The organism is Streptomyces parvulus (assembly GCF_014648855.1).
Taxonomy (GTDB): Bacteria; Actinomycetota; Actinomycetes; order Streptomycetales; family Streptomycetaceae; genus Streptomyces; species Streptomyces parvulus.
Map to the genome: position 1 here is coordinate 46,540 of NZ_BMRX01000022.1, position 26,855 is coordinate 73,394.

The window sequence follows — 26,855 nt, forward strand, 5'->3', positions numbered from 1 at the left end:
AAACTCCTACACGGTCATCTGACGCAGCTGGGGGCGGTTCTTCTTGCGGGGCCGGGAGTCGTCCGCGGTCAGTTCCTCGATACGGGCCGCCAGTTGGGCGACGGTCGGGTTGCGGAACACCATCGTGACCTTGGAGTCGACGCCGAACCGGGTGCGGATGCGCCCGCTGAGCCGGGTGGCCAGCAGGGAGTGGCCGCCGTTGCCGAAGAAGTCGTCGTCGATGCCGATCTCCTCCCTGCCGAGCAGGTCGGCGAAGAGTCCGCACAGGGCTTCCTCGGTGGGCGTGCGCGGGGGCCGCCCGGTTCCGGCGCCGCCCTGGTCGGGTGCGGGGAGCGCGCCGCGGTCGAGCTTGCCGCTCGGGTTCACGGGCAGCTCGGCGAGGGGCACGATCGCGGAGGGGACCATGTAGTCCGGCAGGCGCCGGCGCAGCAGCTCCGCCAGGGGCGCGAGGTCCAGCCCGGCCGCGTCCGCCTTGCCGGCCGGCACCAGGTACGCGACCAGCCGCTGGTCGCCGGGGCGGTCCTCCCGGACCACGGCGACCGACTGCGCCACGGTGGGGTGTTCGGCCAGGACGTGCTCGATCTCGCCCAGCTCGATCCGGAATCCCCGGACCTTGACCTGGAAGTCGGAGCGTCCGATGTACTCCAGCCGGCCGTCCTCCCGCCAGCGCACCAGGTCGCCGGTGCGGTACATCCGGTCGCCGGGTCCTCCGAACGGGCAGGCCACGAAGCGGCCCGCGGTGAGGTCGGGCCGGCCGTGGTAACCGCGGGCCAGGCCGTCGCCGGCGATGTACAGCTCGCCCTGCACGCCGCGCGGTACGGGCCGCAGGCGCGCGTCGAGCACGTACACCCGGGTGTTGCCGATCGGTGCCCCGATGGCCGGGGTGCCGGCGCCCGGGGTGACCGGGGCGCTCGTGGACCAGATCGTGGTCTCGGTCGGGCCGTACACGTTGGCGACCTCGGCGGCCTGTCCGGCGAGGTCCTCGGCCAGGCTCGGCGGCAGCGCCTCCCCGCCGACCAGGACCCTGAGGCCGGTGGCGGCGTCGGGTTCCTCCATGAGCAGGATCTGCCAGAACGCCGGTGTCGCCTGGAGGACGGTCACCCCGTGGCGGCGCATCGTCTCGCGTACCGCCGCGGGCTGGGCGACGGTCTCCTTGCCCGCGAGCACCACGGCCGCCCCGGAGATCAGCGGCAGGTACAGCTCCAGGCCCGCGATGTCGAAGGAGACGGTGGTCACGGCGAGCAGCCGGTCACCCGGGGTCAGCGGGTGGCGCCGCCGCATGGTGGCCAGGAAGTTGGCCAGGCCGCGGTGGGTGACCGACACGCCCTTGGGCCTGCCCGTGGATCCGGAGGTGTAGATGACGTACGCGGCGTTGTCCGGGTGGACGGCCACGGTGGGCGCCGACGCGGGGCGGCCCGCGCAGTCGGCGCCCTCGAGGGTGTCTGCGTCGAGGACGAGGACGGGCCGGGCGTCGTCGACGATGTGGTCGATGCGGCTCGCCGGGTGGTCCGGGTCGACCGGCACGTAGGTGGCGCCCGCCTTGAGCACCGCCAGCAGCGCGACCACGAGCCGCGCGGACCGGGGCAGCCGTACGGCCACCGGCGACTCGGGTCCCACGCCGCGGTCGATCAGCCAGTGCGCGAGGCGGTTGGCGCGTGCGTCCAGCTCGGCGTAGGTGAGCGACTCGTCCTCGGCGATGACCGCCGGGGCCTCGGGGGTGGCCTCCGCCTGCCGGCGCACCTCCTCCACCAGGCCGGCCCGGAGGGTGGGTTCGGCGGTGTCGTTGACCTCGCGCAGCAGCCAGTCGCGCTCCCGGTCGTCGAGTACGTCGACGTCGCCGAGGCGGGTGGCCGGGTCGGCCAGCAGCAGGTCGAGGACGCGTACGAGCCGGGCGGCGATCTCCTCGGCCTCCGCGCGCTCGTAGAGGTTGTTCTGGTAGTCGAGGGAGAGCCGCAGGTAGGGGTCGGAGGAGTTGAGCGTGAGCGGGTAGTGGGAGCCCGCGAAGGGGCGGATGCCGTCGATGGTGAAGCCCGCCGAGGTGTTGGCCTCCACCATGCCTTCGCGGTCGATCGGGTAGTTCTCGAACACGATCAGCGTGTCGAAGAGGGCGGGCAGTCCGACGCTCCGCTGGATGTCCGCCAGCCCGTGGTGGTGGTGGTCGAGCAGGGCCGTCTGCCGGTCCTGGAGGCCGGTGATGACCTCGCCCATGGTGTGCCGGGGGCCGCAGTCCACCCTGGTCGGCAGGGTGTTGATGAACAGGCCGACCATCTCGTCGGAGCCGGCCAGGTCGGCCGGGCGGCCGTTGACGGCGGCTCCGAAGACCACGTCGCGCTGCCCGGTGAGCTGCGACAGCAGGATCGCCCAGGCGCCCTGGAGGAGCGTGTTCAGGGTGACGCCCAGCTCCGCCGCGCGGCGGGCGAGTTCGCGTCCCTTGTCGATCGGCAGCGGTACCTCGACGCGGCCGAGGGCGGACGCGCTGCCCTTGAGGGCCGCGTTCGGGGCGACGAGGGTCGGCTCGTCGAACCCGTCCAGCTCGGCCTTCCACCGCGCCTCGGACACCGCGTGGTCCTGGCGCGACAGCCAGGTCAGGTAGTCGCCGTAGTCGCGGACCGGGGTCAGGTCCCGGCTCCCGGAGTACAGCCTGATCAGGTCCGTGATCACCATGGGTGAGGACCAGCCGTCGAAGAGGGTGTGGTGCGCGGTGACGATCAGCTTGGCGCGGTCGGGGCCGCAGGTGAGCAGCGCCAGGCGGATCAGCGGGGGCCGGGCCGGGTCGAGCTGGTCGGCCCGGTCGTCGGCGAGCGCCCGGTCGAGCGCCGCGTCCTGCTCGGTCTCGCTCAGTCCGGTCAGGTCCAGGTGCCGCCAGGGGATGTAGACGTGCTCCGGCACGACCTGCACCGGGTCGCCCTCGTCGGTGGTGAGGAACGCGGAGCGCAGGTTCGGGTAGCGCTCCAGGAGTGCCTGTCCGGCCGCCCGCATGCGCTCGGGGTCCACGTGTCCGTTCAGGTGCAGCGCGAACTGCATGTGGTAGACGTCGAAGGAGCCCTCGGCGAGCGCGGCCTGGAACTGGATGCCGGACTGCCCGGGGGCCTGCGGCCACACCTCGGTCAGCCGGCCGTAGCGCTCCTCCCAGGCCTCGATCTCGTACTGCCGGACCGGGACGAGCGGGGCGTCGGAGGGGGTGAGCCCGCCGATGCCGGCAAGCGCGGCGTGGGCGGCCATGCCGCGCAGCACCTCGACCCACAGCTCGGCCAGTTCGGTGGTCCGCTCGCGGGAGAGGATCTTGCCGGCGAACATGAAGGCGGCCTGCAGCCGGGTGCCGTCGGGGGTGTCGGTGGCGACGGAGTTGACCTCCAGCGCGGACAGCGCCGGCAGGTCCCCGTCGGGCAGCGCGATCAGCTCGGCGGACCAGGACGCCGGTCCCCAGCCCTCGGCGCGCAGGTGCTCGGGCACGTCGGAGTCGGAGATCCGGCCGAGGTAGTTGAACCCGACCTGCGGCACGGGGCAGTCGGCGAGCTGCTCGCCGGTCTCCTGGTTCAGCCAGCGCAGCATTCCGTAGCCGACGCCCTTGTCGGGGACGGCGCGCAGCTGCTCCTTGACGAGCTTGACGGCCTGGCCGGCGGCGGGGCCTCCGGCCAGTACGTCGGCGAGGTCCACGTCCCGCACGTCGACCCGGGCCGGGTACATGCTGGTGAACCATCCGACGGTGCGCGAGAGGTCGGCTCCGGGGACGACGTCCTCCTCGCGGCCGTGCCCCTCCAGGCGGACCAGGGTCGAGGCGTCCGCGCCGCGCCACCGCTCCATGGCCAGCGCGAGGGCGGCGAGCAGCACGTCGGTGCCGGTGGCTCGGAACGCGGTGGGGAGGGTGGTCAGCACGGCCTCGGTGACGTCGGCGGGCAGCTCCACCCGCACGGTGTCGACGGTGGACCACACATCCACCGACGGGTCGAACGGCCGGCTGCCGAGCGGCGGGTCGGACGCCTCCAGGACGTTCAGCCAGTGCGTCAGTTCGGCCTCCCGCCCGGGGGTGTACGCCTCGTCCTCCAGCGCGGCGGCCCAGCGCCGGGCCGAGGTGCCGACCGGCGGCAGTTCGGGCGCCTTCCCGGCCCGCACCCGCTGCCAGGCCTCGGCGAGGTCGGACATGAGGACGCGCCAGGAGACGCCGTCCACGACCAGGTGGTGCAGCACCACCAGCAGCCGGCCCCGGCCGGAGCCCGCGTCGAACCAGACGAGGTCCGCCACGGTGCCGGCCTCGGGGTCCAGGCGACCCACCGAGGCGTCCAGTTCCGCCCTGGCGGCGTCCAGCGCGGCCGGCTCGTCCCAGCGGCCGTCGCAGCCGACCCGGCGGATCAGGTCCGCGGCGCGGACGGTGCCGGGGCCGCTCACGACGAGGGTGGGCTCGTCGCCGCGGACCAGGCGGGCGCGCAGCAGGTCGTGCCGGTCGAAGACGGCGTCCAGCGTCGCGGCGAGGGTGCCGGCGTCGATGCCCTCGGGCAGTTCCAGCACCATCGACATGGCGAACCGGTCGGTGCCGCCGCCGTGTTCGAACACCTGCCGCGCGACCGGCGGCAGCGGCATGGGGCCGACGCCGCCGCCGTCGAGTTCGGCGAGGACGGGCGCCCGGTCCCGGCGGTCGGCGGCCACCTCGGACAGCCTGGCCGCCGTACGGCATTCGAAGATCTCCCGGGTGGTCAGTTCCAGGCCCTTGGCGCGGGCCCGGGCGACGACCTGGATGGAGCGCAGGCTGTCCCCGCCCACGGCGAAGAAGTCGTCGTCGGCGCCGACCCGGTCGACGCCGAGCACGTCCGCGTAGGCGGCGGTGATGATCTTCTCCGCCTCGGTGCGGGGCTCCCGGTAGGTCTCGCCGAGGAACTCCGGCTCGGGCAGCGCGGAGCGGTCCAGCTTGCCGGTCGGGCCGAGCGGCAGCCTGCCGAGGGCGACGAAGGCCGAGGGCACCATGTAGTCCGGCAGCCGGGCGGCGACGTACTTGCGCAGCTCGGCGGCGGAGGCGCCGGACTGCACGTCGACGTCGCCGATGCCGCCGACGCCGTCGTCGCCCACGGCCCCCTCGCCGGTGTGCACCACGTAGGCGACGAGTCGCTTGCCGCCCGAGGGCTGCTCCCGGCCGACGACCACGGCCTCGCTGATGCCGGGGTGGCCGGTGACGACGGCCTCGACCTCGGTCGTCTCGATGCGGAATCCGCGCACCTTGACCTGGCCGTCGCCGCGGCCGACGCACTCCAGTTCACCGCGGGCGTTCCAGCGGGCCAGGTCGCCGGTGCGGTACATCCGCTCGCCGGCCGGGCCGAAGGGGTCGGCCAGGTAGCGTTCGGCGGTCAGGGCGGGGCGGCCGTGGTAGCCGCGGCCCAGGCAGGCGCCGGCCACGTACAGCTCGCCCACCACGCCCTCGGGTACCGGGGCCAGGCCCGGGCCGAGGACGTAGGCGCGCATGTTGCCCAGCGGCGTGCCGATGGGCGCGACGTCGCCGTGGGCCCACTCCTCGTCCGCGGCGAGGGAGAAGGCGGTGGCGTAGAAACTCTCGCTCTGGCCGTAGGAGTTGACGATCCGCGCGCCGGGCAGCGCCTCGCGCACCTGCCGCACGAGCCGGCCGGGCAGGACGTCGCCGGCGAAGACGACGGTGCGTACGTCGGGCGCCTTGTCGAGGTGGCCGACCAGCTCGCCGAGGACCGAGGGGACGCCGCTGAGGACATGGCCGTCGAAGGCGTCCCGTTCGCCGAGCGCCAGGGCGTTCGGCAGGATCTCGACGGTGCCGCCGGTGGTCAGGGTGGTCAGCAGCTCGAAGACCGAGACGTCGAAGTTGACCGAGGTGCCGGCCGGCATCCGCCACCCGGGCGGTGTGCCGAGCACGCGGACCAGTTCCCGTACGCCGTTGACGACGTTGCGGTGGGTGATCGCCGCGCCCTTCGGCTTGCCGGTGGAGCCGGAGGTGTACATCACGTACGCCAGGTTGTCCGGCCCGAGCGGCGCGGCGGGGGCGCTGGAGGGCTCGTCGGCGGGTCCTGCCCACCCGGCGCGCTCGTCGAGGAGGACCGGCGCGAGGTCGCCCGGCGGCATCGCGCGCCAGGTGGCGGTGTCGGTGACCGCGTACCGGGGGCGGGCCTCGGCCAGCACGGTCGGCGCCCGCCCGCTGAGGTACTGCGGGTCCAGCGGGACGTATCCGGCGCCGGACTTGAGGATGCCGAGCAGGCCGGTGACGAGGTCCTCGGTGCGGGGCAGCGCGAGGACCACCAGGTCCTCGGGGCCCGCCCCGCGCCGGACCAGCTCCCGGGCGACGGCGTCCGCCCGCCCGTCCAGCTCGCGGTAGGTCAGGGTCCGCCCGTCGCACACGAGCGCGGGGGCGTCGGGGGTGGCGGCCGCCTGCCGCTCGAACAGCTCGGGGACGGTGAGGTCGGGCAGTTCGGCCGCGGTGTCGGTGGCCCGGTCGAGCCAGCGCCGCCGCTCGGCCGGGTCGAGGACGTCGACGGCGGTGACCGCGCGCTCCGGTTCGGCCACCAGCCGGCGAAGGACGCGGACGAACCGGTCGGCGATGCTCTCGGCCGTGTCCCGGTCGAAGAGCCCGGTGGCGAACTCCAGCCGGCAGTCGGCGCCGCCGGAGGCGTTCGGCAGCAGGTCGAAGAAGAGGTCGAACTTGGCGGTGCCGGTCTCCAGCCGCTCGACCAGCACGCCCAGGCCGGGCAGTTGGAGCGGCGGCACGGACGGCTGCCAGGAGAGCATGACCTGGAAGAACGGGTTGTAGGCGGTGGAGCGGTGCGGGTTGAGCAGTTCCACGAGCCGCTCGAAGGGCATGTCCTGGTTGTCGTAGGCGGCCAGGGACCTCTCCCGCACCCGCTGGAGCAGCTCGCGGAAGGTGGGGTGGCCGGCCAGGTCGACGCGGAGCACCCAGGTGTTGACGAAGAACCCGACCAGGTCGCGCAGGTCCTCGTCGGTGCGGTCGGTGATCGGGGCGCCGATGGGCACGTCGTCGCCGCAGCCGAGGTGCTGGAGGAGCACCGCGAGCGCCGAGTGCATGACCATCGAGACGGTGGTGTCCAGGTCGGCGGCCAGCTTCTCCACGGACTCCAGCAGGCCGGGGTCGAGGGCGAACGGGACGCGGTCGCCGTCGGGGCTGGTCGTCGAGCGGCGCGGGCGGTCCGTCGGCAGGGGCAGCGGCTGCGGCAGGTCGGCCAGCGCCTCGCGCCAGTAGTCGAGCTGCCGGGCCGCCAGGCTCTCGGGGTCGGACTCGTCGCCCAGCACGTCGAGCTGCCAGAGCGTGTAGTCCGCGTACTGCACCGGCAGCGGCTCCCAGGCGGGGGCCCGGCCCTCGGCGCGGGCCGAGTAGGCGGCGGTGAGGTCGCGGAAGAGCGGACCGAAGGACTCGCCGTCCACGGCGATGTGGTGCGCGACGACGACGAGGGTGTGGTCGCGCGGTCCGCCGCGCACCAGCCGGGCGCGGATCGGCACGTCGGCGGCAAGGTCGAAGGTCTCGGTGGCGGTCTCCTCGATCGCCGCCGCGCGTTGTTCGCCGGCCGCGTCGAGGACGGGCAGGTCGAACGGTCTCTCCCCGGCCGCGAGCACCCGCTGGTGCGGGACACCGTCGTCGCCCTCGACGATCACCGTGCGCAGGACCTCGTGCCGGTCGACGACGTCGCGCAGCGCCGCGGTGAGCGCGTCCACGTCCAGCTCGCCGGTGAGCCGCAGGGCGAACGCGCCGTTGTAGGTCGGTGAGGGGCCTTCGAACCGGTCCACGAACCACAGCCGGCGCTGCGCGAACGACAACGGGATCATTGTGTCTCCAATATCGGCGAGCCGGGGGGCGGGTGGCGGGCTCAGCCCTGGTCGAGGAGGGTCAGGAGTTCGTCGTTGTAGAAGTCGTCGATGGAGCACGCTCCCGACAGCGTCGAGAAGTACCGGTCGATGTGCTCCTGGTGGCCGACCAGCTTGCGCAGCATCTCGGTGCGCCCCTCGGGCTTGAGTTCGGCCACGTTGAGCGCGCCCTGGTAGTGGTTGAGGGCCTCGTTGCCCAGCTCGTTCTCGTAGCGCCGCAGAGCCGACCTGAGGGCGGCGTCGTCGTGCAGCCGGTCCCCGATCAGGTCGGTGAGCGACTGGGCCTGGACGAAGGCCTCGGTGATGCCGCGGGCGGTGATGGAGTCCTTGTGGTTCACCGCGTCGCCGACCAGTACCCAGCCGGGTCCGTAGGCCCTGCGGAAGTAGTTCTCCTGGTGGCCGGTGCCGTAGAGCTGCTCCTCGCGCCGGCCCGAGCGCATCCGCTCGTACAGCTCGGGGGCCGTGCTGCGGAAGGCCTCCAGGTAGGCGGGCTCCACGTTCTTGCGGATGTCGTTGTAGTCCGCCTGCGGGAAGTACGTCATGAGCAGGGTGAGGTCGTCGTTGGTCGGCAGGACGCCGATCCAGCGGCCCGGCCGCTCGTACAGCTCGAAGTCGGCCGGCACCCCGGACCAGTAGCTGTAGTAGGTGGTGGTCATGCGCGGGTGCTCGATGACGTTCTCCGCGCCGGTCTTGCGCGCCACCAGCGAGCGCATGCCGTCCGCGCCGACGACCAGGCGGGCCCGGTCCGTCGTCTCGGTGCCGCCGGGCGTGGCGTAGCGCACCCCGACGACCCGGTCGTCCTCGAACACCAGGTCCTTGACCGCGCAGCCCTGTCGGAACTCCACTCCGGCCGCCACCGCGCCCTCGGCGAGGATCGGGTCGAGCACGTACCGCCGCGGCGCGTACGTGGTGGTCAGTCCGTCGATCGGCAGGGAGAAGCCCTCGATGCGCACGCCGGGGCCCTGGTAGACCTGGTGGGTGATCGGCTGGGCGCCCGAGTCGCGGATCCGGTCGAGCAGTCCCCAGCGGTTGAGCAGCGCCACGCCCTGCATGTGCAGGTAGTGCGAGGAGAGCGTGTCCTGCGGGAAGCGCGCTTTCTCCAGGAGCAGGACGCGGTAGCCCTGCCGCGCGAACAGCATGGCCGTCGGCGATCCCGCACAACGGGCACCTATGACAATCACGTCGTACATGGCGCGCCTCTCTTACCAGTAGTTCTTCGACAGGGTCGGGCTACGGGGCGGTCGTAGCGGCCTGGGACTCGATGTAGGCGGAGATGGAGGCCACCGTCGGGTTGAGGAACATCTGGTCCATCGGGACCTCGACGCCCAGCTCCTCGATGTAGGCGCCCTGGATCCGCACCATGACCAGGGACTGTCCTCCCAGGGCGAAGAAGTCGTCGTCCACGGAGATGTCGTCCCGCTGGAACTCCCGGCACCAGATGGCACGCACGCGGTCGGCAGTCATCACTGTCCTCTCGGTTCTCGTCGCTGTCGCGCCGCTAGGCGGCCGTGCCGCTGCCGGCGTGGTGCTCACCGCGGGCGTCGGCCAGCGCGGCGCGGTCGACCTTCCCGTGCGGGCTCAGGGGCAGCCGCGGGATGTTGTGGAACCGGGCGGGGACCATGTTGCGCGGCAGCACCGCCAGCAGGCGGGCGCGCACGTCGGCCGCCACGAGGTCGTCCCCGGCCGGCACGAGGAACGCCGTCAGCTCGGCCTCGCCGGTGTCGCCGGCGGTGACCACCACCGCGGCCTCCCGTACGCCGTCGAGGCGGGCGAGGGCGCGTTCGACGTCGGTGGGGTCGATGCGCATGCCGCGCACCTTCACCTGGGCGTCGATCCGGCCGAGGACGACGAGGTCGCCGGCGTCGGTCACCCGGCCGCGGTCGCCCGTGCGGTAGACGCGGATCCGCTCGCCGCCCGCCTCCAGGGTGGTGAACCTGCTGTTCTCGGGACCGCTGCCCAGGTAGCCCGCGCCGACGCCGGCGCCGGCGATGCAGATCTCGCCCTGCTCACCGGGCGCCACGTGGCGCAGGTCCCCGTCGACGAGGTGGATGTCGGTGTTGTGGGCGGGCCTGCCGACCGGCGGGACGTCCCGTCCGCCGGGGTCATGGCCGGCGAGGTCGTAGGAGGTCGCCACGTCCGTGCACTCGGCGACGCCGTACTGGTGCAGCAGGGTGCAGGTGTTGCCCGGGCGCCGCGCCCAGTCGGTGAGCCGCTCGGCCTTGAGCGCCTCGCCGCCGAAGAGGACGTAGTCGAGCCGGGTGAGGGCGTCGCCGCCGCGCGCGGTCTCCCAGTCCACCAGCACGTACAGGGTGCTGGAGGCGCAGTGCACCACGCGGATGTCGTGCTCGGTCAGGATGCGGTACGCCATCATGGCGTCGAAGTTGCGGCTGGCCAGGAGGTACTGGGTGGCGCCGCAGAACAGCGGTGTCATCAGGGCGCGTTGGGAGAGGTCGAAGCCGAAGGCGCTGACCACCAGGTTGTGCGACCCGCTGTGCAGGCCGTACTCCAGCTTGAGCCAGTGCATGAGGTTGAACCAGCCCTCGTGGCGGACCGCGGTCAGCTTGGGCGTCCCGGTCGACCCGGAGGTGAAGACGGCGTAGCACACGTCGTCCCCGGTGACGTCGGTGTCGGGCGCGGTGGTCGCCAGGCCCGCCAGTTCGCCGGCGAGCCGGTCGAGGTCGACGGTCTCCACTCCCGCCGACTCGACCATGGCCTCGGTCGCCGGGGAGGCGACGATCAGGGCGAGGCCGGGCACCTGGCCCAGCAGCAGCCGCAGGCGCGCCTCCGGGTAGGCCGGGTCGAAGGGCACGTAGGCGGCGCCGGCCTTCAGCGTGCCGAGGATGGCGACGAGCAGGTCGGGCGAGTAGTCGAGGCAGACGCCGACCTTCGCGCCGCGCCCGTGCCCGCGGGCGAGGAGGAAGCGCGCGAAGCTGTTCGCCCGGGCGTCCAGTTCCGCGTACGTCACCTGCCGGCCGGCGTGGACCACGGCTACCGCGTCGGGGGCCGCCGCCACGTGCGACTCGAACTGCTTGTGGACGACGGGCGCGGAGGGCAGGGCGACCCGCTTTCCCTGAAGGATCATCAACTGGCTCCGATGTGGGCGGTGCCGGCGGACGGACCGCCGGGCGGGGACGTCGGGGCGGGGCACCGTCAGGCGGTGCGCCGTTCGGTGGTGGGGGCGACGGCGCTCTCCAGCGTCCGGGCCACCCACTCGTCGACGGGCAGGCCGTGTGCGGCGGCCGCCTTCGCGCAGTGGTCCAACTGGTCGGCGGACAGCTCGATGGTGAGCGTGGTGACCTTCTGGCGGCGCTTGCCGGCCGCCGGCTCGGGGAGCCGGGTCACCTCCTGCTGCTCGTCGCCGCCCGCGGCCTCCTCGGCCGTGCCGCTCTGCACGGCCAGGCTCGCGCGGACCGCCCGGCGCAGCTCGTTGCGCGACCACTTCTGCTGTTCGGCCTTGCGCAGCCAGTAGTCCTGCTCCGGCGGCGACAGGCGGGTCACCTCGGCGTGGTGGGCGAAGCTGAGGGCGTCGCGCCTGCGGTGGTGCTCGAACCGCCGGGCCACCCACGCGTAGTTGCGCAGGGTCTGGTAGTCGAGCCCGGTGCGCTCGATCGCCTCCTTGTAGCGCCGCCAGCCGTACGTGCTCTCCCCGTAGATCAGCCAGTCGGCGAGCCACCACGCCGAGGAGTTCACCAGCTCGCGCAGATTGCTGCCGATGCGCTCCCAGGACCGCTCCGGCAGGTTCTCCGGGAAGACCATTCCCGACTTGCGGACCGTGGTCTGGGACCCCACGAAGGACAGGACCACATCGCGCTGCGCGGGCTCACCGGCGCCTGCCGCAGGCCGCGCGCTCACGGTTCTCACAGCGCCCCTCACAACTTCATCTCCCCACTCAGAGTGCTTGCCTGGAACGTCCGCGCCGCGGCGCTCAGTCCGCCGCCATGGCCTCCCGCAGGCTCCGGGGCCGCAGGTCGGTCCAGTGCCGCTCGACGTACTCCAGGCACTCGGACCTGGCCGCCTCGCCGAAGACGACCCGCCAGCCGGCGGGCACCTCGGCGAAGGCCGGCCACAGCGAGTGCTGCTCCTCGTCGTTGACGACTACGCGGAAGCCGCCGTTCTCGTCGTCGAAGGGGTTCGTGCTCACCTGGGCACCGTCCTTTAACCGTCAGGGGTGACTCGGGATGGGATGTCGCCGGGCCGGTGCGGAAGAGGCACCGGGCGGGAGGGCCGCCGGCCGGCACGTCCGGTCGACGGGACACTCGGCTGTCCGGTCGACGGGACATCCGGCGTCGGGGCGGCCCCCGGCGTTGCCACGTCACCGTAGGAATCGGCGGCCGGTGCTTCAAGGGCGGCGGGCCGGTCGGCGGACGGGCCGCCCGGATCCGGTCCGCGGCGGCCCGGATCTCCTGTACTTCGCCGGGCCGCTGTGCCAGCATGCGGGCCGGTCGCCCGCACCCGTCCCGCGTCCCGCGGGAGAGCCTCGAGCACCCCTCGCGGGCGGGCGGCCGGTCCGTGTACCGTCCACAGCGGTCCCTGCCAAGGAGCGCGGCCTCCGTCCCATTGTCGCGCCGGGCCTTCGAGACGGGCTCGACATCCGCTGGACGGGGCGGCGTCCGCGGACCCAGGCCCCGCCGGCCGCTCCCCCGCCCCCCGTGGCGCGAGGACGCGCGGCCCGATCCGAGGGAGAGCGATGGACAGCACCCGACCGGCCCTGCGCCTGTTCGTCATGCACCACGCCGGGGGTTCGCACCTGCTGTACCGCACCTGGCCCGCGGCGCTCCCGGACTCCTGGGACGTGCGCCTGCTCGACGCCCCGGGTCACGGCCTGCTGCTCGACCAGCCGCGGATCCCGGACGCCGGCCGGCTCGCAGACCACCTGCTGCGGGGCATCGAGCCCCATCTGGACGCCCCCTACGCCCTGTTCGGGCACAGCATGGGCGCCCTGGTGACGTACGAGATGACCCGGCGGATCGTCGACCGGGGCCTGCCGCCGCCGGTGTGGCTCGGGATCTCGGCACGTACCGCGCCGGAGGAGGCGCGGCCGGCCGGCACCTACCGGGAACCGTCGGAGGCCGAGCTGCGCGCCCGGCTGCGGCAGCTCGGCGGCACGCCCGACGAGATCTTCGGCGACGCCGAGCTGTGGGCCCTGTTCGACCCGATCATCCGGGGCGACCTGCGCCTGGTGGACACCTGGCGGCCGGTGCCCGGTGCCGCCCCGCTGCCCGTGGCGCTGTCGGCGTACGCGGGCCGCGAGGACCACTCGGCGCCGCCGCCGCGGATGGCCGGCTGGGCGCGGCACTCCCGCCGCTTCCTGGGCCTGCGGGTCTTCGACGGCGGTCACTTCCACTTCCAGGACGATCCCGGGCCGCTGCTGCGGCAGATCGCACGGGACGCGTCCACGGCCCTCGACGCGGCGGGCGCGGCGCGGCCCGCCTGACCCGCCTCACCCTTCGGACGGGGTGGCCCTTCCGGGGAGCCACCCGCACCCGCACCGGGCGGGCCTGTCCTACGGCAGCGCCCCGCACCGTCCCAACACGTCCACCCACGCCCGAAACACGGGCGGCCCAGGGTGCCGCCGGCGTACCGCCGGGCACGGCACCGGTCATCACGGAGCACACACCAACGGGGAGCACGAAATGACGAGACGAGTGAGACCGAGAGCCGCCCTGGTCGCCCTGGCGGCGGTCGTGATCACGGCCACGGCCCTGACCGGCCCGGCCGGCGCGGCACGAGGGCCGGCCGCCCCGGCGGCCGGCCACGATGCGACCCGGCGGGCGATCGAGGCCGCCGTCCTGGCGGGCGTGCCCGGCGTCGCGGCCGAGGCGCGGGACGCCGACGGGGTCTGGCGCACGGCGGCGGGCGTGGGCGACCTGCGCACGGGCAAGGCGCGCGGCGCGGCCGACCGGTTCCGCGTCGGCAGCATCACCAGCACCTTCGTGGCGACGGTCCTGTTGCAGATGGCGGCGGAGGGGAAGCTCTCCCTGGACGACACGGTCGAGCGGCACCTGCCCGGCGTGGTCGCGGGCAACGGCAACGACGGCCGGACGGTCACCGTGCGGCAGCTCCTGAACCACACCAGCGGCCTGTTCGACTACCTCTCCGAGCCGTCCTACTACCAGAAGTACGTGCTGGGCGACGGCTTCCTGCGGCACCGCTACGACACCCTGACCCCCGGGGACCGCCTGGCGGTGGCCTTCTCCCACCCGCCGCTGTTCCCGGCCGGTGCCCGGCACGCGTTCTCGCACACCAACGACCTGCTGGCCGCGCTGATCGTCGAGAGGATCGGTGGCGGGTCGTACGAGCAGGAGGTGCGCAGGCGCATCATCCGGCCCCTGGGGCTCGGGGCGACGTCCCACCCCGGTGCGAGCACCGTGCCGCCCCGGCCGAGCGGCCGCGGGTACTCGAAGCTCTTCTTCGACACCCGGCCGGACCGGATCGACGACGTCACCGCCTTCGACGGCTCCCAGGTCTGGGGCGACGGCGACATCATCTCCAGCGCCGGCGACCTCAACCGCTTCTACCGGGCCTTGATGCGCGGCACGCTGCTGCCGCCCCGCCAGCTCGCGGAGCTGAAGACCACGGTCGTCAACCCCGACCTGCCGATCTCCTCGTACGGACTGGGCATCGAGCGGCTGGAGATGAGCTGCGGCACGTCCCTCTGGTACCACGACGGCGGCACGGTCGGCTCCCTCACGTTCGCCGCCACCACCGAGGACGGCAGCCACCAGTTCACGTTCAACTACAACGGCGACTGGGAGGTCTCCCAGCTCCTGCCCACGCTGAACGCCGAGTTCTGCGAGCCGACCTCCGGCTGACGCCGCGACGGCACCCCCACGACGTGTGAGAACGACATGCCTGTCCCCCAGGAGGGTTTATGACCGTGCGAGCAGCCGTCGCCGGGGCCAGCGGCTACGCGGGAGGCGAACTTCTGCGCCTGCTGCTGGCCCACCCCGGCGTGGAGATCGGTGCGCTGACCGGCCAGTCCAGCGCGGGCCTGCGGCTGGGGGCGCTCCAGCCGCACCTGGCCCCGCTGGCGGAACGGGAGGTGCTGCCCACCACGGCCGAGGCCCTCGCCGGGCACGACGTCGTCTTCCTGGCCCTGCCGCACGGCCACTCGGCGGCCGTCGCCGAGCGGCTGGGCGAGGACACCCTCGTCGTCGACTGCGGCGCGGACTTCCGGCTGTCGGACGCGGCGGTCTGGGAGGCGTTCTACGGCACACCGCACGCGGGCAGCTGGCCGTACGGCCTGCCCGAACTGCCAGGAGTCCGAGCCACGTTGGCCGGGGCGCGGCGGATCGCGGTGCCGGGCTGCTACCCGACCGCGGTCCTGCTGGCCCTGTTCCCCGCGTACGCCGGCGGGCTCGCCGGGCCCGAGGCGGTGGTCGTCGCGGCGTCCGGCACGTCCGGCGCCGGCCGGGCGCCCAGGGCCGACCTGCTCGGCAGCGAGGTCATGGGCTCCATGCGGCCCTACGGCGTCGGCGGCGGCCACCGGCACACGCCGGAGATGGCGCAGTACCTCGGCGGGGTGGCCGGCCGCCCGGTCTCCGTCTCCTTCACCCCGACCCTGGCCCCCATGCCCCGCGGCATCCTCGCCACCTGCTCGGCTCCGGCGCTGCCCGGTGCCGGCCCGGACGACGTGCGCGCCGCCTACGAGAAGGCGCTGGGCGACGAGCCGTTCGTCCGGCTGCTGCCCGAGGGGCAGTGGCCGAGCACGGCGGCCGTGTACGGATCGAACGCCGCGCAGGTCCAGGTGGTCCTCGACGCGGCGGCCGGACGGATCGTCGCGATCAGTGCCATCGACAACCTCACCAAGGGCACCGCGGGCGCGGCCGTGCAGTGCATGAACCTCGCGCTCGGCCTGCCCGAACCTCTGGGGCTCTCCACGATCGGAGTCGCACCGTGAGCGTCACCGCGGCACGCGGCTTCCGGGCGGCGGGCGTCGCCGCCGGCATCAAGAGCGGTGGGGGCCGGGACGTGGCCCTCGTCGTCAACGACGGGCCGCGCGACGCCGCCGCCGGCGTGTTCACCGCCAACCGCGTGCAGGCCGCGCCGGTCCGGTACAGCCGCGAGGTCCTCGCCGACGGCGCGCTGCGCGCGGTCGTCCTCAACTCCGGTGGTGCCAACGCCTGTACGGGGCCACGGGGCTACCAGGACACCCTCGCCACCGCCGAACGCGCCGCCGGCCGCCTCGGCGTGGACGGCGCCGACGTGGCGGTCTGCTCCACCGGGCTCATCGGCGTGCCGCTGCCCATGGACCGGCTGCTGCCCGGCGTCGACGAGGCCGTGGCCGGGCTGTCGCCGGACGGCGGCCAGGACGCGGCGCGCGCCGTCATGACGACGGACACCGTGCCCAAGACGGCGTCCGTCACCCGGGACGGCTGGACCGTGGGCGGCATGGCCAAGGGCGCCGGGATGCTCGCGCCGGGCCTCGCCACCATGCTCGCGGTGCTCACCACGGACGCCGACGTGGACGCCGCGGCCCTGGACCGGGCGCTGCGCGAGGCCACCCGGCTCACCTTCGACCGGGTCGACTCCGACGGCTGCATGTCCACCAACGACACCGTGCTGCTGCTGGCGTCCGGCGCCGCCGGGACCGCCGCGGATCCCGCCTGCTTCGCCGAGGCGGTGCGGGAGGTCTGCGCCGACCTGGCCGCGCAGCTCGTCGCGGACGCCGAGGGCGCGAGCAAGGAGATCCACGTCGAGGTCGTGGGCGCCGCGAGCGAGGACGACGCCGTCGAGGTGGGCCGTTCCGTCGCGCGCAACAACCTCCTCAAGTGCGCCGTGCACGGCGAGGACCCCAACTGGGGCCGGGTGCTCTCCGCCGTCGGCACCACCTCCGCCGCCTTCGAGCCGGACCGGCTGAGCGTCTCGATCAACGACGTGTGGGTGTGCAGGGACGGGTCCGTCGGCGAGGACCGCGCGCTGGTCGACATGACCGGCCGCACGGTCCGCGTCACCGTGGACCTCGCCGCCGGCAAGGACTCCGCCGTCATCCGGACCAACGACCTCACCGCCGACTACGTCCACGAGAACAGCGAGTACTCCTCATGAGCGCTTCCGATTCCCCCCGGCCGTCCGGCGCCGACCGCTGCGGCGGGCCCGCGGCCCTGCCCAAGGCCCGTGCTCTCGTCGAGGCGCTGCCCTGGCTGGCGCGCCACCGCGGCAAGACCGTCGTGATCAAGTTCGGCGGCAACGCCATGGTCGACGACGGGCTGAAGGCCGCCTTCGCCAAGGACGTCCTGTTCCTCAGGCACGCGGGCCTGCACCCGGTCGTGGTGCACGGCGGCGGACCGCAGATCAGCGCGCAGTTGCGCCGGCTCGGCCTGGAGTCCCGGTTCGAGGGCGGCCTGCGGGTCACCACCGACGAGACCATGGACGTCGTACGGATGGTCCTCGCCGGACAGGTGCAGCGCGAGCTGGTCGGGCTGCTCAACGAGCACGGTCCGCACGCGGTGGGCATGACGGGTGAGGACGCCCGCCTGATGACGGCCGTCAAGCGCTACGCGAGTGCCGGCGGGAAGCCGGTCGACATCGGCCGCGTCGGCGAGGTCGTCCACGTCGACACCGGCGCGGTGCGCGCCCTCATCGCCGACGGACGCATCCCCGTCATCTCGTCCATCGCCCGGCCCCTGGACGACAAGGACGCCGCGGGGGGCGGGGTGTTCAACGTCAACGCCGACACCGCCGCCGCGGCGCTGGCCGCCGCGCTCGGGGCGGAGGCGCTGCTGATCCTCACGGACGTCGCGGGCCTGTACGCGAACTGGCCGCACGCCGACGAGGTGATCCCCCGCCTGACCGCCCGCGAACTGACCGCGCTGCTGCCCCGGCTGGCCTCCGGGATGGTGCCCAAGATGGAGGGCTGCCTGTACGCCGTGACCAACGGGGTGCGCAGCGCACGGATCGTCGACGGCCGGGTCAAGCACTCCGTCCTGCTGCCGATCTTCACCGACGAGGACGCCGGAACGGTGGTCGTGCCGGACGGCGCGGACGGTGCCGAGGGGGCGACGGCGTGAGCGGCGGCGAGGCCCCCGAGGCGGGCAACGCGGCGCTGACCAGGCGCTGGCAGGACGTCATGATGGACAACTTCGGCACTCCCCGGCTGCCTCTGGTGCGGGGGCGGGGCACCCGGGTCTGGGACGCGGAGGGCAACGAGTACCTCGACTTCGTCGGGGGCATCGCGGTCAACGCGCTCGGTCACGCGCACCCGGCGGTCGTGCGGGCCCTGTCCGAGCAGGCGGCCTCGCTGGGCCACGTCTCGAACCTGTTCGTCGCCGAGCCGACGGTGCGCCTGGCCGAGCGGCTGCTGGGGCTCGCCGGGCGCCGTGGCCGGGTGTACTTCTCCAACTCCGGTGCCGAGGCCGTCGAGGCGGCCTTCAAGATCGGCAGGCTCACCGGCCGCACCCACATGGTGGCGGCGGCCGGCGGCTTCCACGGCCGCACCATGGGCGCCCTGGCGCTGACCGGACAGCCCGCCAAGCAGGACCCGTTCCGGCCGCTGCCGGGAGACGTCAGCCATGTGCCGTACGGCGACGTCGGGGCGCTGCGCGCCGCCGTCACCGCGCGCACCGCGCTGCTGGTGCTGGAGCCGCTGCAGGGCGAGAACGGCGTGATCGTGCCGCCGCCCGGCTATCTGCGCGCCGCCCGGGAGATCACGGCGGCGACGGGAACGCTCCTGGTCCTGGACGAGATCCAGACCGGCGTCGGGCGCACCGGGCACTGGTTCGCGGCCCAGGCCGAGGGGGTCGAGGCCGACGTGGTCACCCTCGCCAAGGGGCTGGGCGGCGGCCTGCCCATCGGTGCGACGCTCGCCTTCGGCCCGGCGGCCGGGCTGCTCACGCCCGGCACGCACGGTTCCACCTTCAGCGGCAATCCCGTGGTGTGCGCGGCCGCCCTCGCCGTGCTGGACACCATCGAGCGGACGGGCGTCCTCGGCAACGTTCGCCGGGCGGGGCGGCGGCTGCGGCACGCCCTGGAGGGCCCGGACCACCCGCTGGTGCGCGAGGTGCGCGGTGCCGGTCTGCTGCTGGGCGTCGTGCTCGACGGGGCCCATGCCGCGCGCGTGCAGCGGGCGGCCCAGGAGCGCGGGCTGCTGGTGAACGCGGTGGCGGCGGACGTCGTCCGGCTCGCTCCGCCGCTGACCGTCTCGGATCGCGAGGTGGAGGTCTTCCTCGACGGCTTCGGGGCGGCGCTCGCCGAGGTGCTCGAGGAGGGGCGGAGGGCGGCCTGAGGTCCCCGTGACAGCGGGCGGAGCCGGCGCCCGAATAGATGCACCGTACAGCCGTTCGAGCGCGGCTCCGACGTCCTTCCAGCCAGCCCTGCGAGATTTCTCGCCAGTTGTGTGCACCCTTCCCATGGAGGCATGATGGCGCGTCAGGCCGGACAGACCGCGGGGTCGCAGGGCGGCCCGGCAACCGCTCTCCCGCAGCCCCCGTCCCGGCAGCCGCGCCCCGCCGGGGCCGCGCCGCGCCGAGGTCAGGTGCTGACGACCAAAGTGGGCCTGCGGATGCCGGCCGGGATGGCCTACGACGAGTGGGAGCGGGCCGGCCGCCAGCTCGCCGACGTCCTCGACTCGTCCTCCTGGTGGCTCGGCGACTGGCTGGTGTACGGCAAGGACCACTACACCGACCGGTACCAGCGCGGGATCCGCGCCGTCGGCCTCTCCTACCAGACGCTGCGCAACTACGCGTGGGTCTCGCGCCGCTTCGACCTCAGCCGGCGCCGGCCCGACCTGAGCTTCCAGCACCACGCCGAACTGGCCTCCATGCCCCCCGAGGAGCAGGACCTCTGGCTCGACCGGGCCGAGGAGCGGCAGTGGACCACCAAGCAGCTGCGCGGCGCGGTCCGCGCCACGCGCCCGAGCGCGCCGGGGCCCTCCACCGCCGTCGAACCGAGCCGGCGCCTGGAGGTGCCGGGCAGCCGCCTGCAGTGGTGGCACAAGGCCGCCGAGCAGTCGGGCGTCGACTTCGAGGAGTGGGTCACGGCCACGCTGGACACCGCGGCCGCCAGCGCCCTGGAGGCGTCGGCCGGACCGGAGGGGGCCGCGCACACCCCCGGGCTCGGGTGCGGCACGCCGCCGGCCGGGTCCGCGGACGCCCCCGGGGACGGGGTGCGCCCCGAGGGCCGTGTCGGACGGACCCGGCCGGTGGCCGTCAGCGCCTGACCGTCCGGCGCACGCGGCACGTCACGGCAGCCGGCTCATCAGCCCCGCGGTCCCGCGCTTGTGCACGCACCCGCTCTGCCCGAAGGACTCCCTGACCCGATCGCGCACCTCGCCTGGCTGCTCCTGGCTGAGCTTGAACATGCCCTCGGCCCCGGTGACCGTGAACCGGAAGGCACCGACGCCCGGTGCGATCTTGCGGAAGTAGCCGAGCGAATCCGTCATGTCCCAGCCGTTGCCGAACTCCCCCTCGAAGGCACGCACGGTGGACTGCACCACGGCGAGCGTCTCGTCCGTCGAGTCGAGCTTCTCCACCACGCCCCGGACGTGCACCGCGGTGAAGTTCCAGGTCGGGGCGGCCGGCGTCACCTCGTAGACGGTGGGCGACACGTACGAGTGCGGGCCGGTGAACGTCAGCAGCAGCACGCCGCCCGTCTCCAGCGAGCCCCAGTGCGGATTCGCCCGGTTCATGTGCCCCAGCAGGGTGGCGCCGGTCAGGTCGTCGTCGCGGTCGAGGGGGTGGTCGGGGTCGAAGATGACCGGCAGATGCGTGGCGAACGGCCCCTCGTCGGGTTGTCCGTTGGCCACCGCGAGGGCCAGCGGATTACCACGGATCAGGTCCACCATCCACGAATTGCTCGGTTCGCGATAAAAACTGGGCACGAACATGAGGTTTCACCTCTTCGGCAGTTGACTCGACGCACGGCTCCGGTTTCGGGCATGACGGATCGCACTGCTCCGGACACCCATGTCATCGGCCGCACCATGCGGAGTTTCGGGAATTCCCGCCGAACGTAGCTCCGTCCCGTCGACAGGACAACGCTCTGCCGGTCCAGGGAGACTCAAGTCGCCCTCCAGCGGCCCTCATGTGCCATTCCAGTTGCCTTCGAGCACTTTCCGAGGCAACACTGCAGACGGTCTCTCGGGCCACCGGCCGAGTTTTCCAGACGCAATCGGGAGAATTTCCATGGGCATAACTGGCAGGCGCAACGAAGAGATCCTCGACGTGGTCGGAATCGGGTTCGGCCCGTCCAACCTGTCGCTCGCGATCGCCTTGGAGGAGCACGGGGCGAGCGCTCCGCGGCATCCGGTCACGTCCCACTTCTTCGAGCGGCAGCCCACCTTCGGCTGGCACCGGAACATGCTGCTGCCGTCGACGACCATGCAGATCTCGTTCCTGAAGGACCTGGCGACCTTCAGGAATCCGATGTCCCGGTTCAGCTTCATCTCGTATCTGCACGCCTCCGACCGGCTCGTGCAGTTCGTGAACAACCAGGACTTCTTCCCGACCCGGCAGGAGTTCCACCAGTACCTGGAGTGGGCCGCCTCCGGCCTCTCCGACCGGGTCACCTACGGCGCCGAGGTCACCGCGATCCGGCCCGGCAGCGACGGGAACGGCCTCTCGCCCGACCTCCTGGAGGTCGAGGCGCGCACCGCCGACGGTACGACCCGGGTGGTCACCGCGCGCAACGTAGCCATCTCCACCGGCCTGGTGCCGCGGCTGCCGGAGGGGGTGACGGCCGACGAACGGGTCTGGCACAGCTCCCAGTTCCTCAGCAGGTTCAACGCGCAGTCGCCGGACGACCTCAAGAGCGTCGCGGTGGTGGGCGCCGGCCAGAGCGCCGCCGAGATCACCCGCTTCCTGCACGACGCGCTGCCGCACGCGCAGGTCTGCGCCGTCGTCCCGTCGTACGGCTACTCCGTCGCCGACGACACCCCGTTCGCCAACCAGGTGTTCGACCCCGCCGCCGTCGACGACTACTACTTCGGCACCGACCGGGGACGGGACGCCTTCTGGCGCTACCACCGCAACACCAACTACTCGGTGGTCGACGCCGACGTCATCCGGGACCTGCACCAGCGCACGTACGACGAGGAGGTGCGCGGCACCAGGCGGCTGCACTTCCGCAACCTGACCCGGGTCGCCGAGGTCGAACGGTCCGGGAGCACCACCCGGGTGGTGCTGCGCTCGCTGCTCGACGACCGGACGGAGGACCTGTCCGTCGACGCGCTGGTCTTCGCCACCGGCTACGACGGCCTGGACCCGGTCCGGCTGCTCGGCGACTTCGACCGGCACTTCCGGCGGGACGCGGCCGGCCGGCACCGCCTGGAACGCGACTACCGCCTCGTCCCGGCCACGGACCTGACCTGCGGGGTCTACCTCCAGGGCGGCACCGAGCACAGCCACGGGCTGTCGTCGTCCCTGCTGTCGAACATCGCGGTGCGCAGCGGTGAGATCGCCGACTCGATCGTGCTGCGGCGCACCGAGCGGGAGCTGGAGCGCGACCGTCCCGTGGAGGTGGCACCGCCGGTCGCCTGAGAGGGCACACCCAGGGGGCGGCCTCCGGGCCGAAGACGACCATCGAGCGAAGGCGAGGGCAGTGCCCGTGACACGAGAGCTCCGGGCTCAACCCCTGGGGGACAGCCGCCATCCCGGCACACCGACGCCGGCGGTCTGGGGGCGCGAGCTGACCGTCGCGGCCCGCGGCGGCGGGGAGGAGGCCCACGGACTCGCCCGCCGTCTCGTCGGCTGCCTCTCGCCGGAGGCCCGACTCGTCCTGCTGCGCGCCCTGGCCGACGCCGACGGGCGGCGCGGGCGGCCGGCGCCCGGCGGGCGGACCGGCGGGGCCGGTGAGCGGCCGGCCGCGCCGCCCCCGGGTCTCATCCGGCTGCGGTTCGCCGACGCGTTCGCGCTCGACCGGGCCGGTGCCGTCTTCGGCGCCGGGTCAGGCCCCGGCCTGGGCGACGTGCGGAGCCACGTCCCGACCCTCACCCTCGAGATGGCGGGCGACACCGGGGTCGACACCCTGCGGTCCGTGCTCGCGGTGCTCGACGCGGCGGCGGTCACCGCCGAGTCGGTCACCGTCCACAGCCGTGAACTCGACGACGTCCTGGCCTCGTTCGGCGGGCGTCGCTGAGTCGCCCGCCCGGTCGTCGCACCGTTGCGGGCGGGCGGCGTAGACCGCGAGGAAGGCGGCGAGCCCCGGGACACCGCCGTCCGGGCCGAGGGCGGCGACCGGGACGCTGCGTCCCAGTTCCCGCGTCAGCCCGAGGTGCGCCCGCAGCGCGGCGGCCACGAGTTCTCCCGGGGCGCGGTGGGCGGGCTCCGGGCCGGCGCCGGCCATCGCCAGCGCCTCGGCCCAGGCCCGGGAGGCGATCTCCGCGCGTGGCGGGTGCGGTACCGGGTCGGGGTCCGGCATGGCTGCCTCCTCGGCGTCTGGCCGTTCTCGCTGCAGGTGCTTCCCGGGTGTTCGCGGAATGTGTGCGGTGGAGGGGCCACGCGGCCCCGCCCCAGCATGCACGGGACCCGTCACACGGCCCTGACACGGGCCTGACGCCGGCCTCGGCCCATGCGCGCCGGGAGGGCCTGGGCGCGCCGGAGGCCCCATGCGCCCCGGAGGTGCTAGGCCAGGTCGTCGCGGACGACGCGGCGGTGGGCGGCGCGCCAGGTGCCGCCGCGGGTGCGTACGAGGACGTCCTCCATGACGCACACGTACAGGATCTTGGGGCCGCCTCCGCTCGGGGTGGCGTACACGAGGGCGGAGCAGCGGGTGCTGAGCGACCCGTCCGCCCGGGGCCGGACGTCGAGCATGCCCACCCAGTGGTCGAGCCGGCCGCCGGCCCGCCGCCGCCGGGCGGCGCCCACGCGCACGTAGTGGGTGAGTGCGGCGTGGGCGCGGGCCGGGCCGGGCATGGTCGGGAGCTCCAGGACGGCGTCCTCGGTGAAGGTGTCCGCCCAGCTCTCGGTGTCGTGCGCGTCCAGGATCCGCATCTGGTGCGCGTAGAAGTGCTGCGCCTCGGCGTAGAGGGCGGCGAACTCCAGGCTGCCGGAGGGTGGTTCGGCGGTGCCCGTCAGCTCGGCGGTCATGGTATCGGCCTCCGTTCCCCTCGGGGTCGGGGGACGCGGGGTGGGGCGCTCCCGCCCTCGGTGGCGGGCGGGGCGCCGGTCGTCACGGTGTCGTGAGGGCGCTCTCCCGGTGCGGGGCCGGGGCGGCGGGGGCGGTGATGTCGCCCGTCGTGGTGATGCCGGCGAACAGGTCGTGTTCCGGCAGCTCGACCGGCACCAGGGAGCGTGCCAGCGTGTAGTCCTCGGTGGGCCAGACCTCCTGCTGCACGGTGGTCGGCACGGCGAACCAGGGGCCGTACGGGTCGACCTGCGAGGCGTGGGCGAGGAGGGCGCGGTCGCGGCGGGGGAAGTACTCGGCGCACGGCACCCGGGTCGTCAGGTGCGGCTGGTGGACCGGTTCGCCGGGCGGCGGCGTGTACGGCAGGGTGGCGCCGCGCCGTCGCAGGGCCAGGTGCAGCGCGGTGCTGCGGGCCGGGTGGGAGGCGTGGCCGTAGTACAGCTTGAGCGGCTGCCAGGGCGGCCCGGCGCCCGGGTGGGCCGCGCGGTCGCCGGCGGCGGTGAAGGCCGCCGCCGTGACGCGGTGGGCCATGAGGTGGTCGGGGTGCGGGTGGACGCCCTCCCCTTCGTGGGTGGTGACGACGTGCGGACGGAAGCTCCGGATCAGCCGCACGAGGCGGCCGGTCGCGGCCGTGAGGTCGGCGCCGGAGAATCCGTCAGCGGGCAGGGGTTCGCCGGGCTCGGCGGGCCCGGAGTCCGGATAGCCGAGCCAGCACTGGGCCACGCCGAGGACGCGGCTGGCGCGCGCCGTCTCGCGGGCGCGGGTCGCGCCCAGGCCGGCCGGGCCCGCGGGGAGCGGGTGCGCCGGGTTGAGAACGGTGCCCCGTTCCCCTCCGGTACAGGTGACCACGAGTACTTCGGCGCCCTCCGCGGCGTATTTCGCCAGGGACGCCGCGCCGTTCCCGGATTCGTCGGACGGGTGGGCGTGGACCGCCATCAGCCTGAGCCGTGTCGTACCGGTCATGGAGCCTCCTCTCCCTCGGGTTGTGGTCGCTGCCGCACGAGACCCTATGGAAGGCGACTTGAGAACCGGTCGAGATCCACCACAGGGCGGCGGGCGGGCGGACAATGCGCCGAACGCGCCGGAAAGGGCCGCCCGAACACGCCGACTCGGCCGGATCTCATGCCTCCGGAGGACGTTTTTCGAGCCGTTCTCCGACCCTTCTCGAGGGATACTCCAGAAACGCCCCGTGGGCGTGGCGCCAAAAAAGGGCCGCGGCACCTCTCGTGGGGAGAGGCGCCGCGGCCCTTCGGCCGTGCCGGGAAAGTCAGCCGGACTTGCGGCGGAATTGCCGGGTGCCGTTGTTGACGGCTCCGCTGCCCTTGATCTTCAGGCGGCTTTCCAGGTGCGCACGCTGGGATCGGGCGTTGTTGGCCTTCCGTTCCAGGGCCTGACGGAACTTGCGGCGGGCCTCGGTCTCGGTGGCGTTCTGCTCCGGCTGTTCGGTCATGCGTACCTCCATGCGAGTTGTCGAGCTGATTCACTGTGACAGTCGTCGCGGCCGGCCGGGAGGGGCCGCCGACGCCCGGCGACGGAATTACGCCAGCCCTCGGGAAAGGAGCCGGGGACCGGTGATATTCGACCAGTACTCAGGCGATCCCATGCGGCCCCGGTTCTACGCTCGGAATTCCGTCATCGGTGCCATCTGGAAGGAACGGGCATGGGCGAGACCAAAGACCGGATCGAGGAGCTCGTCCGTGAGTACCACCGGGAGCAGGCTCCGGGGCCGTTCGTGCCCGGTGTCAGCCCCGTGCAGGTCTCGGGGGCGGTGCTCAGCGCCGAGGACCGGCTGGCGCTGGTGTCGGCCGCGCTGGATCTGCGGATCGCGGCCGGGACCTCCTCCCGGCGCTTCGAGCGCGAGTTCGCCCGGTTCATCGGCACCCGCAAGGCGCACCTGACGAACTCGGGGTCGTCCGCGAACCTGCTGGCGCTCAGCTCGCTGACCTCACCGCAGTTGGAGGAGCAGCGGCTCAAGCCCGGCGACGAGGTCGTGACGGTGGCCGCCGGGTTCCCGACCACGGTCAGCCCGATCCTGCACAACGGGCTGGTGCCGGTCTTCGTCGACGTCGAGCTGGGCACCTACAACACCACGCCGGAGCGGATCGCCGCCGCCATCGGTCCCCGGACCCGGGCGATCATGATCGCGCACTCGCTCGGCAACCCCTTCCAGGCCGAGGAGATCGCCCAACTCGCGGAAGACCGCGGCCTGTTCTTCGTCGAGGACAACTGCGACGGGGTGGACTCCACCTACCGGGGCCGGCGCACCGGTTCCTTCGGCGACCTGTCCACGACGAGCTTCTACCCGGCGCACCACATCGCGATGGGCGAGGGCGGCTGTGTGCTGACCGGCAACCTGGCCCTGGCCCGCATCGTGGAGTCCTTCCGGGACTGGGGCCGGGACTGCTGGTGCGAGCCGGGCGAGGACAACCGGTGCATGAAGCGCTTCGACCAGCAGATGGGCAAGCTGCCGCACGGCTACGACCACAAGTACATCTTCTCCCACGTCGGGTACAACCTGAAGGCGACGGACCTCCAGGCGGCCCTGGGGCTCAGCCAGTTGAGCCGGATCGACGAGTTCGGCGCGGCCCGCCGCCGCAACTGGCGGCACCTGCGGGAAGGGCTGGAGGGGCTGCCCGGCCTGCTGCTGCCGGAGGCCACCCCGGACAGCGACCCGAGCTGGTTCGGCTTCCTGATCACCGTCTCGCCGGACGCCTCCTACAGCCGGGCCGCGCTGGTCGACTTCCTGGAGTCCCGCAGGATCCACACCCGGCGCTTCTTCGCGGGCAACCTGACCCGCCACCCCGCCTACGCCGACCGGCCGCACCGGATCGCCGAGCCGCTGGTCAACAGCGATCTGATCACGGACCAGACGTTCTGGATCGGGGTGTATCCCGGGCTGACGGAGGAGATGCTGGACTACGTGATCGCCTCCGTGCGGGAGTTCACCGCCCGCGGCTGACGGGCCGCGCCCT

The 26,855-nt window shown here is 73.5% G+C and carries 20 protein-coding genes; 10 read left to right on the top strand and 10 right to left on the bottom strand.

Annotated features, from left to right (window positions below):
- Positions 1-6 precede the first annotated feature (6 nt).
- From IE108_RS32495 to IE108_RS32520, 6 genes are all read right to left on the bottom strand, one after another.
- Positions 7-7,785: a non-ribosomal peptide synthetase gene (locus IE108_RS32495; RefSeq protein WP_064732277.1), complete on the bottom strand. Its 7,779-nt coding sequence runs from the start codon at positions 7,783-7,785 to the stop codon at positions 7-9.
- Positions 7,786-7,826: 41 nt separating this feature from the next.
- A complete protein-coding gene (locus IE108_RS32500) occupies positions 7,827-9,014 on the bottom strand; it encodes an NAD(P)/FAD-dependent oxidoreductase (RefSeq protein ID WP_064732276.1) in 1,188 nt (395 codons plus the stop codon).
- A 40-nt stretch (positions 9,015-9,054) separates the two neighbouring features.
- Positions 9,055-9,288 carry a phosphopantetheine-binding protein gene (locus tag IE108_RS32505; RefSeq protein ID WP_064732275.1) on the bottom strand — a complete coding sequence of 78 codons (234 nt, stop codon included), beginning with the start codon at positions 9,286-9,288 and terminating at the stop codon, positions 9,055-9,057.
- Positions 9,289-9,322: 34 nt separating this feature from the next.
- Positions 9,323-10,906 (bottom strand): amino acid adenylation domain-containing protein, encoded by a 1,584-nt coding sequence (locus IE108_RS32510; protein ID WP_064732274.1) that lies wholly within the window; start codon positions 10,904-10,906, stop codon positions 9,323-9,325.
- Between the two features lie 68 nt (positions 10,907-10,974).
- Complete coding sequence (locus IE108_RS32515; RefSeq protein ID WP_229852604.1) at positions 10,975-11,676, bottom strand: LmbU family transcriptional regulator; 702 nt, start codon at positions 11,674-11,676, stop codon at positions 10,975-10,977.
- Positions 11,677-11,749: 73 nt separating this feature from the next.
- The gene (locus IE108_RS32520) at positions 11,750-11,965 is read right to left on the bottom strand and encodes an MbtH family protein (RefSeq protein ID WP_064732270.1); all 216 of its coding nucleotides are present in this window, start codon (positions 11,963-11,965) and stop codon (positions 11,750-11,752) included.
- A 546-nt stretch (positions 11,966-12,511) separates the two neighbouring features.
- On the opposite strand from IE108_RS32520, the gene IE108_RS32525 reads away from it, so the two are divergent.
- From IE108_RS32525 to IE108_RS32555, 7 genes are all read left to right on the top strand, one after another.
- Positions 12,512-13,258 carry a thioesterase II family protein gene (locus IE108_RS32525; RefSeq protein WP_064732269.1) on the top strand — a complete coding sequence of 249 codons (747 nt, stop codon included), beginning with the start codon at positions 12,512-12,514 and terminating at the stop codon, positions 13,256-13,258.
- 199 nt (positions 13,259-13,457) lie between these two features.
- Positions 13,458-14,636, top strand: a complete 1,179-nt coding sequence (locus tag IE108_RS32530; RefSeq protein ID WP_064732268.1) for a serine hydrolase domain-containing protein — start codon at positions 13,458-13,460, stop codon at positions 14,634-14,636.
- Between the two features lie 59 nt (positions 14,637-14,695).
- Complete coding sequence (gene argC, locus IE108_RS32535; RefSeq protein ID WP_064732267.1) at positions 14,696-15,724, top strand: N-acetyl-gamma-glutamyl-phosphate reductase; 1,029 nt, start codon at positions 14,696-14,698, stop codon at positions 15,722-15,724.
- On the top strand, positions 15,721-16,872 hold the full coding sequence (gene argJ / locus IE108_RS32540; protein WP_064732266.1) for a bifunctional glutamate N-acetyltransferase/amino-acid acetyltransferase ArgJ: 1,152 nt from the start codon (positions 15,721-15,723) through the stop codon (positions 16,870-16,872). The genes argC and argJ overlap by 4 nt, the downstream gene beginning before the upstream one ends.
- The gene (gene argB, locus IE108_RS32545) at positions 16,869-17,834 is read left to right on the top strand and encodes an acetylglutamate kinase (RefSeq protein WP_064732265.1); all 966 of its coding nucleotides are present in this window, start codon (positions 16,869-16,871) and stop codon (positions 17,832-17,834) included. Before argJ ends, argB begins: the two co-directional genes overlap by 4 nt.
- 59 nt (positions 17,835-17,893) lie before the next feature.
- On the top strand, positions 17,894-19,048 hold the full coding sequence (locus IE108_RS32550) for an acetylornithine transaminase (protein WP_079163958.1): 1,155 nt from the start codon (positions 17,894-17,896) through the stop codon (positions 19,046-19,048).
- Positions 19,049-19,297: 249 nt separating this feature from the next.
- Positions 19,298-19,981: an LmbU family transcriptional regulator gene (locus IE108_RS32555; RefSeq protein ID WP_229852611.1), complete on the top strand. Its 684-nt coding sequence runs from the start codon at positions 19,298-19,300 to the stop codon at positions 19,979-19,981.
- A 21-nt stretch (positions 19,982-20,002) separates the two neighbouring features.
- On the opposite strand, the gene IE108_RS32560 is transcribed toward IE108_RS32555, so the two are convergent.
- On the bottom strand, positions 20,003-20,647 hold the full coding sequence (locus IE108_RS32560; RefSeq protein ID WP_064732263.1) for an FMN-binding negative transcriptional regulator: 645 nt from the start codon (positions 20,645-20,647) through the stop codon (positions 20,003-20,005).
- Positions 20,648-20,945: 298 nt separating this feature from the next.
- Here IE108_RS32560 and IE108_RS32565 point away from each other — a divergent pair, with 298 nt between their 5' ends.
- The gene (locus IE108_RS32565; protein ID WP_064732262.1) at positions 20,946-22,298 is read left to right on the top strand and encodes a lysine N(6)-hydroxylase/L-ornithine N(5)-oxygenase family protein; all 1,353 of its coding nucleotides are present in this window, start codon (positions 20,946-20,948) and stop codon (positions 22,296-22,298) included.
- A 67-nt stretch (positions 22,299-22,365) separates the two neighbouring features.
- The gene (locus tag IE108_RS32570) at positions 22,366-22,896 is read left to right on the top strand and encodes a hypothetical protein (protein ID WP_159394660.1); all 531 of its coding nucleotides are present in this window, start codon (positions 22,366-22,368) and stop codon (positions 22,894-22,896) included.
- Between the two features lie 485 nt (positions 22,897-23,381).
- Here the strand turns inward: IE108_RS32570 and IE108_RS32575 are convergent, their stop codons facing one another.
- The 3 genes from IE108_RS32575 to IE108_RS32585 form a co-directional block, all read right to left on the bottom strand.
- Positions 23,382-23,846, bottom strand: a complete 465-nt coding sequence (locus IE108_RS32575) for a nuclear transport factor 2 family protein (RefSeq protein ID WP_064732259.1) — start codon at positions 23,844-23,846, stop codon at positions 23,382-23,384.
- 82 nt (positions 23,847-23,928) lie between these two features.
- Entirely contained in the window at positions 23,929-24,846 is a 918-nt protein-coding gene (mca, locus tag IE108_RS32580; protein WP_064732258.1) for a mycothiol conjugate amidase Mca, read from the bottom strand.
- A 304-nt stretch (positions 24,847-25,150) separates the two neighbouring features.
- Entirely contained in the window at positions 25,151-25,333 is a 183-nt protein-coding gene (locus tag IE108_RS32585; protein ID WP_064732257.1) for a DUF5302 domain-containing protein, read from the bottom strand.
- A 210-nt stretch (positions 25,334-25,543) separates the two neighbouring features.
- Here IE108_RS32585 and rfbH point away from each other — a divergent pair, with 210 nt between their 5' ends.
- Positions 25,544-26,842, top strand: a complete 1,299-nt coding sequence (rfbH, locus tag IE108_RS32590; RefSeq protein ID WP_064732256.1) for a lipopolysaccharide biosynthesis protein RfbH — start codon at positions 25,544-25,546, stop codon at positions 26,840-26,842.
- The last annotated feature ends 13 nt before the right edge of the window (positions 26,843-26,855 follow it).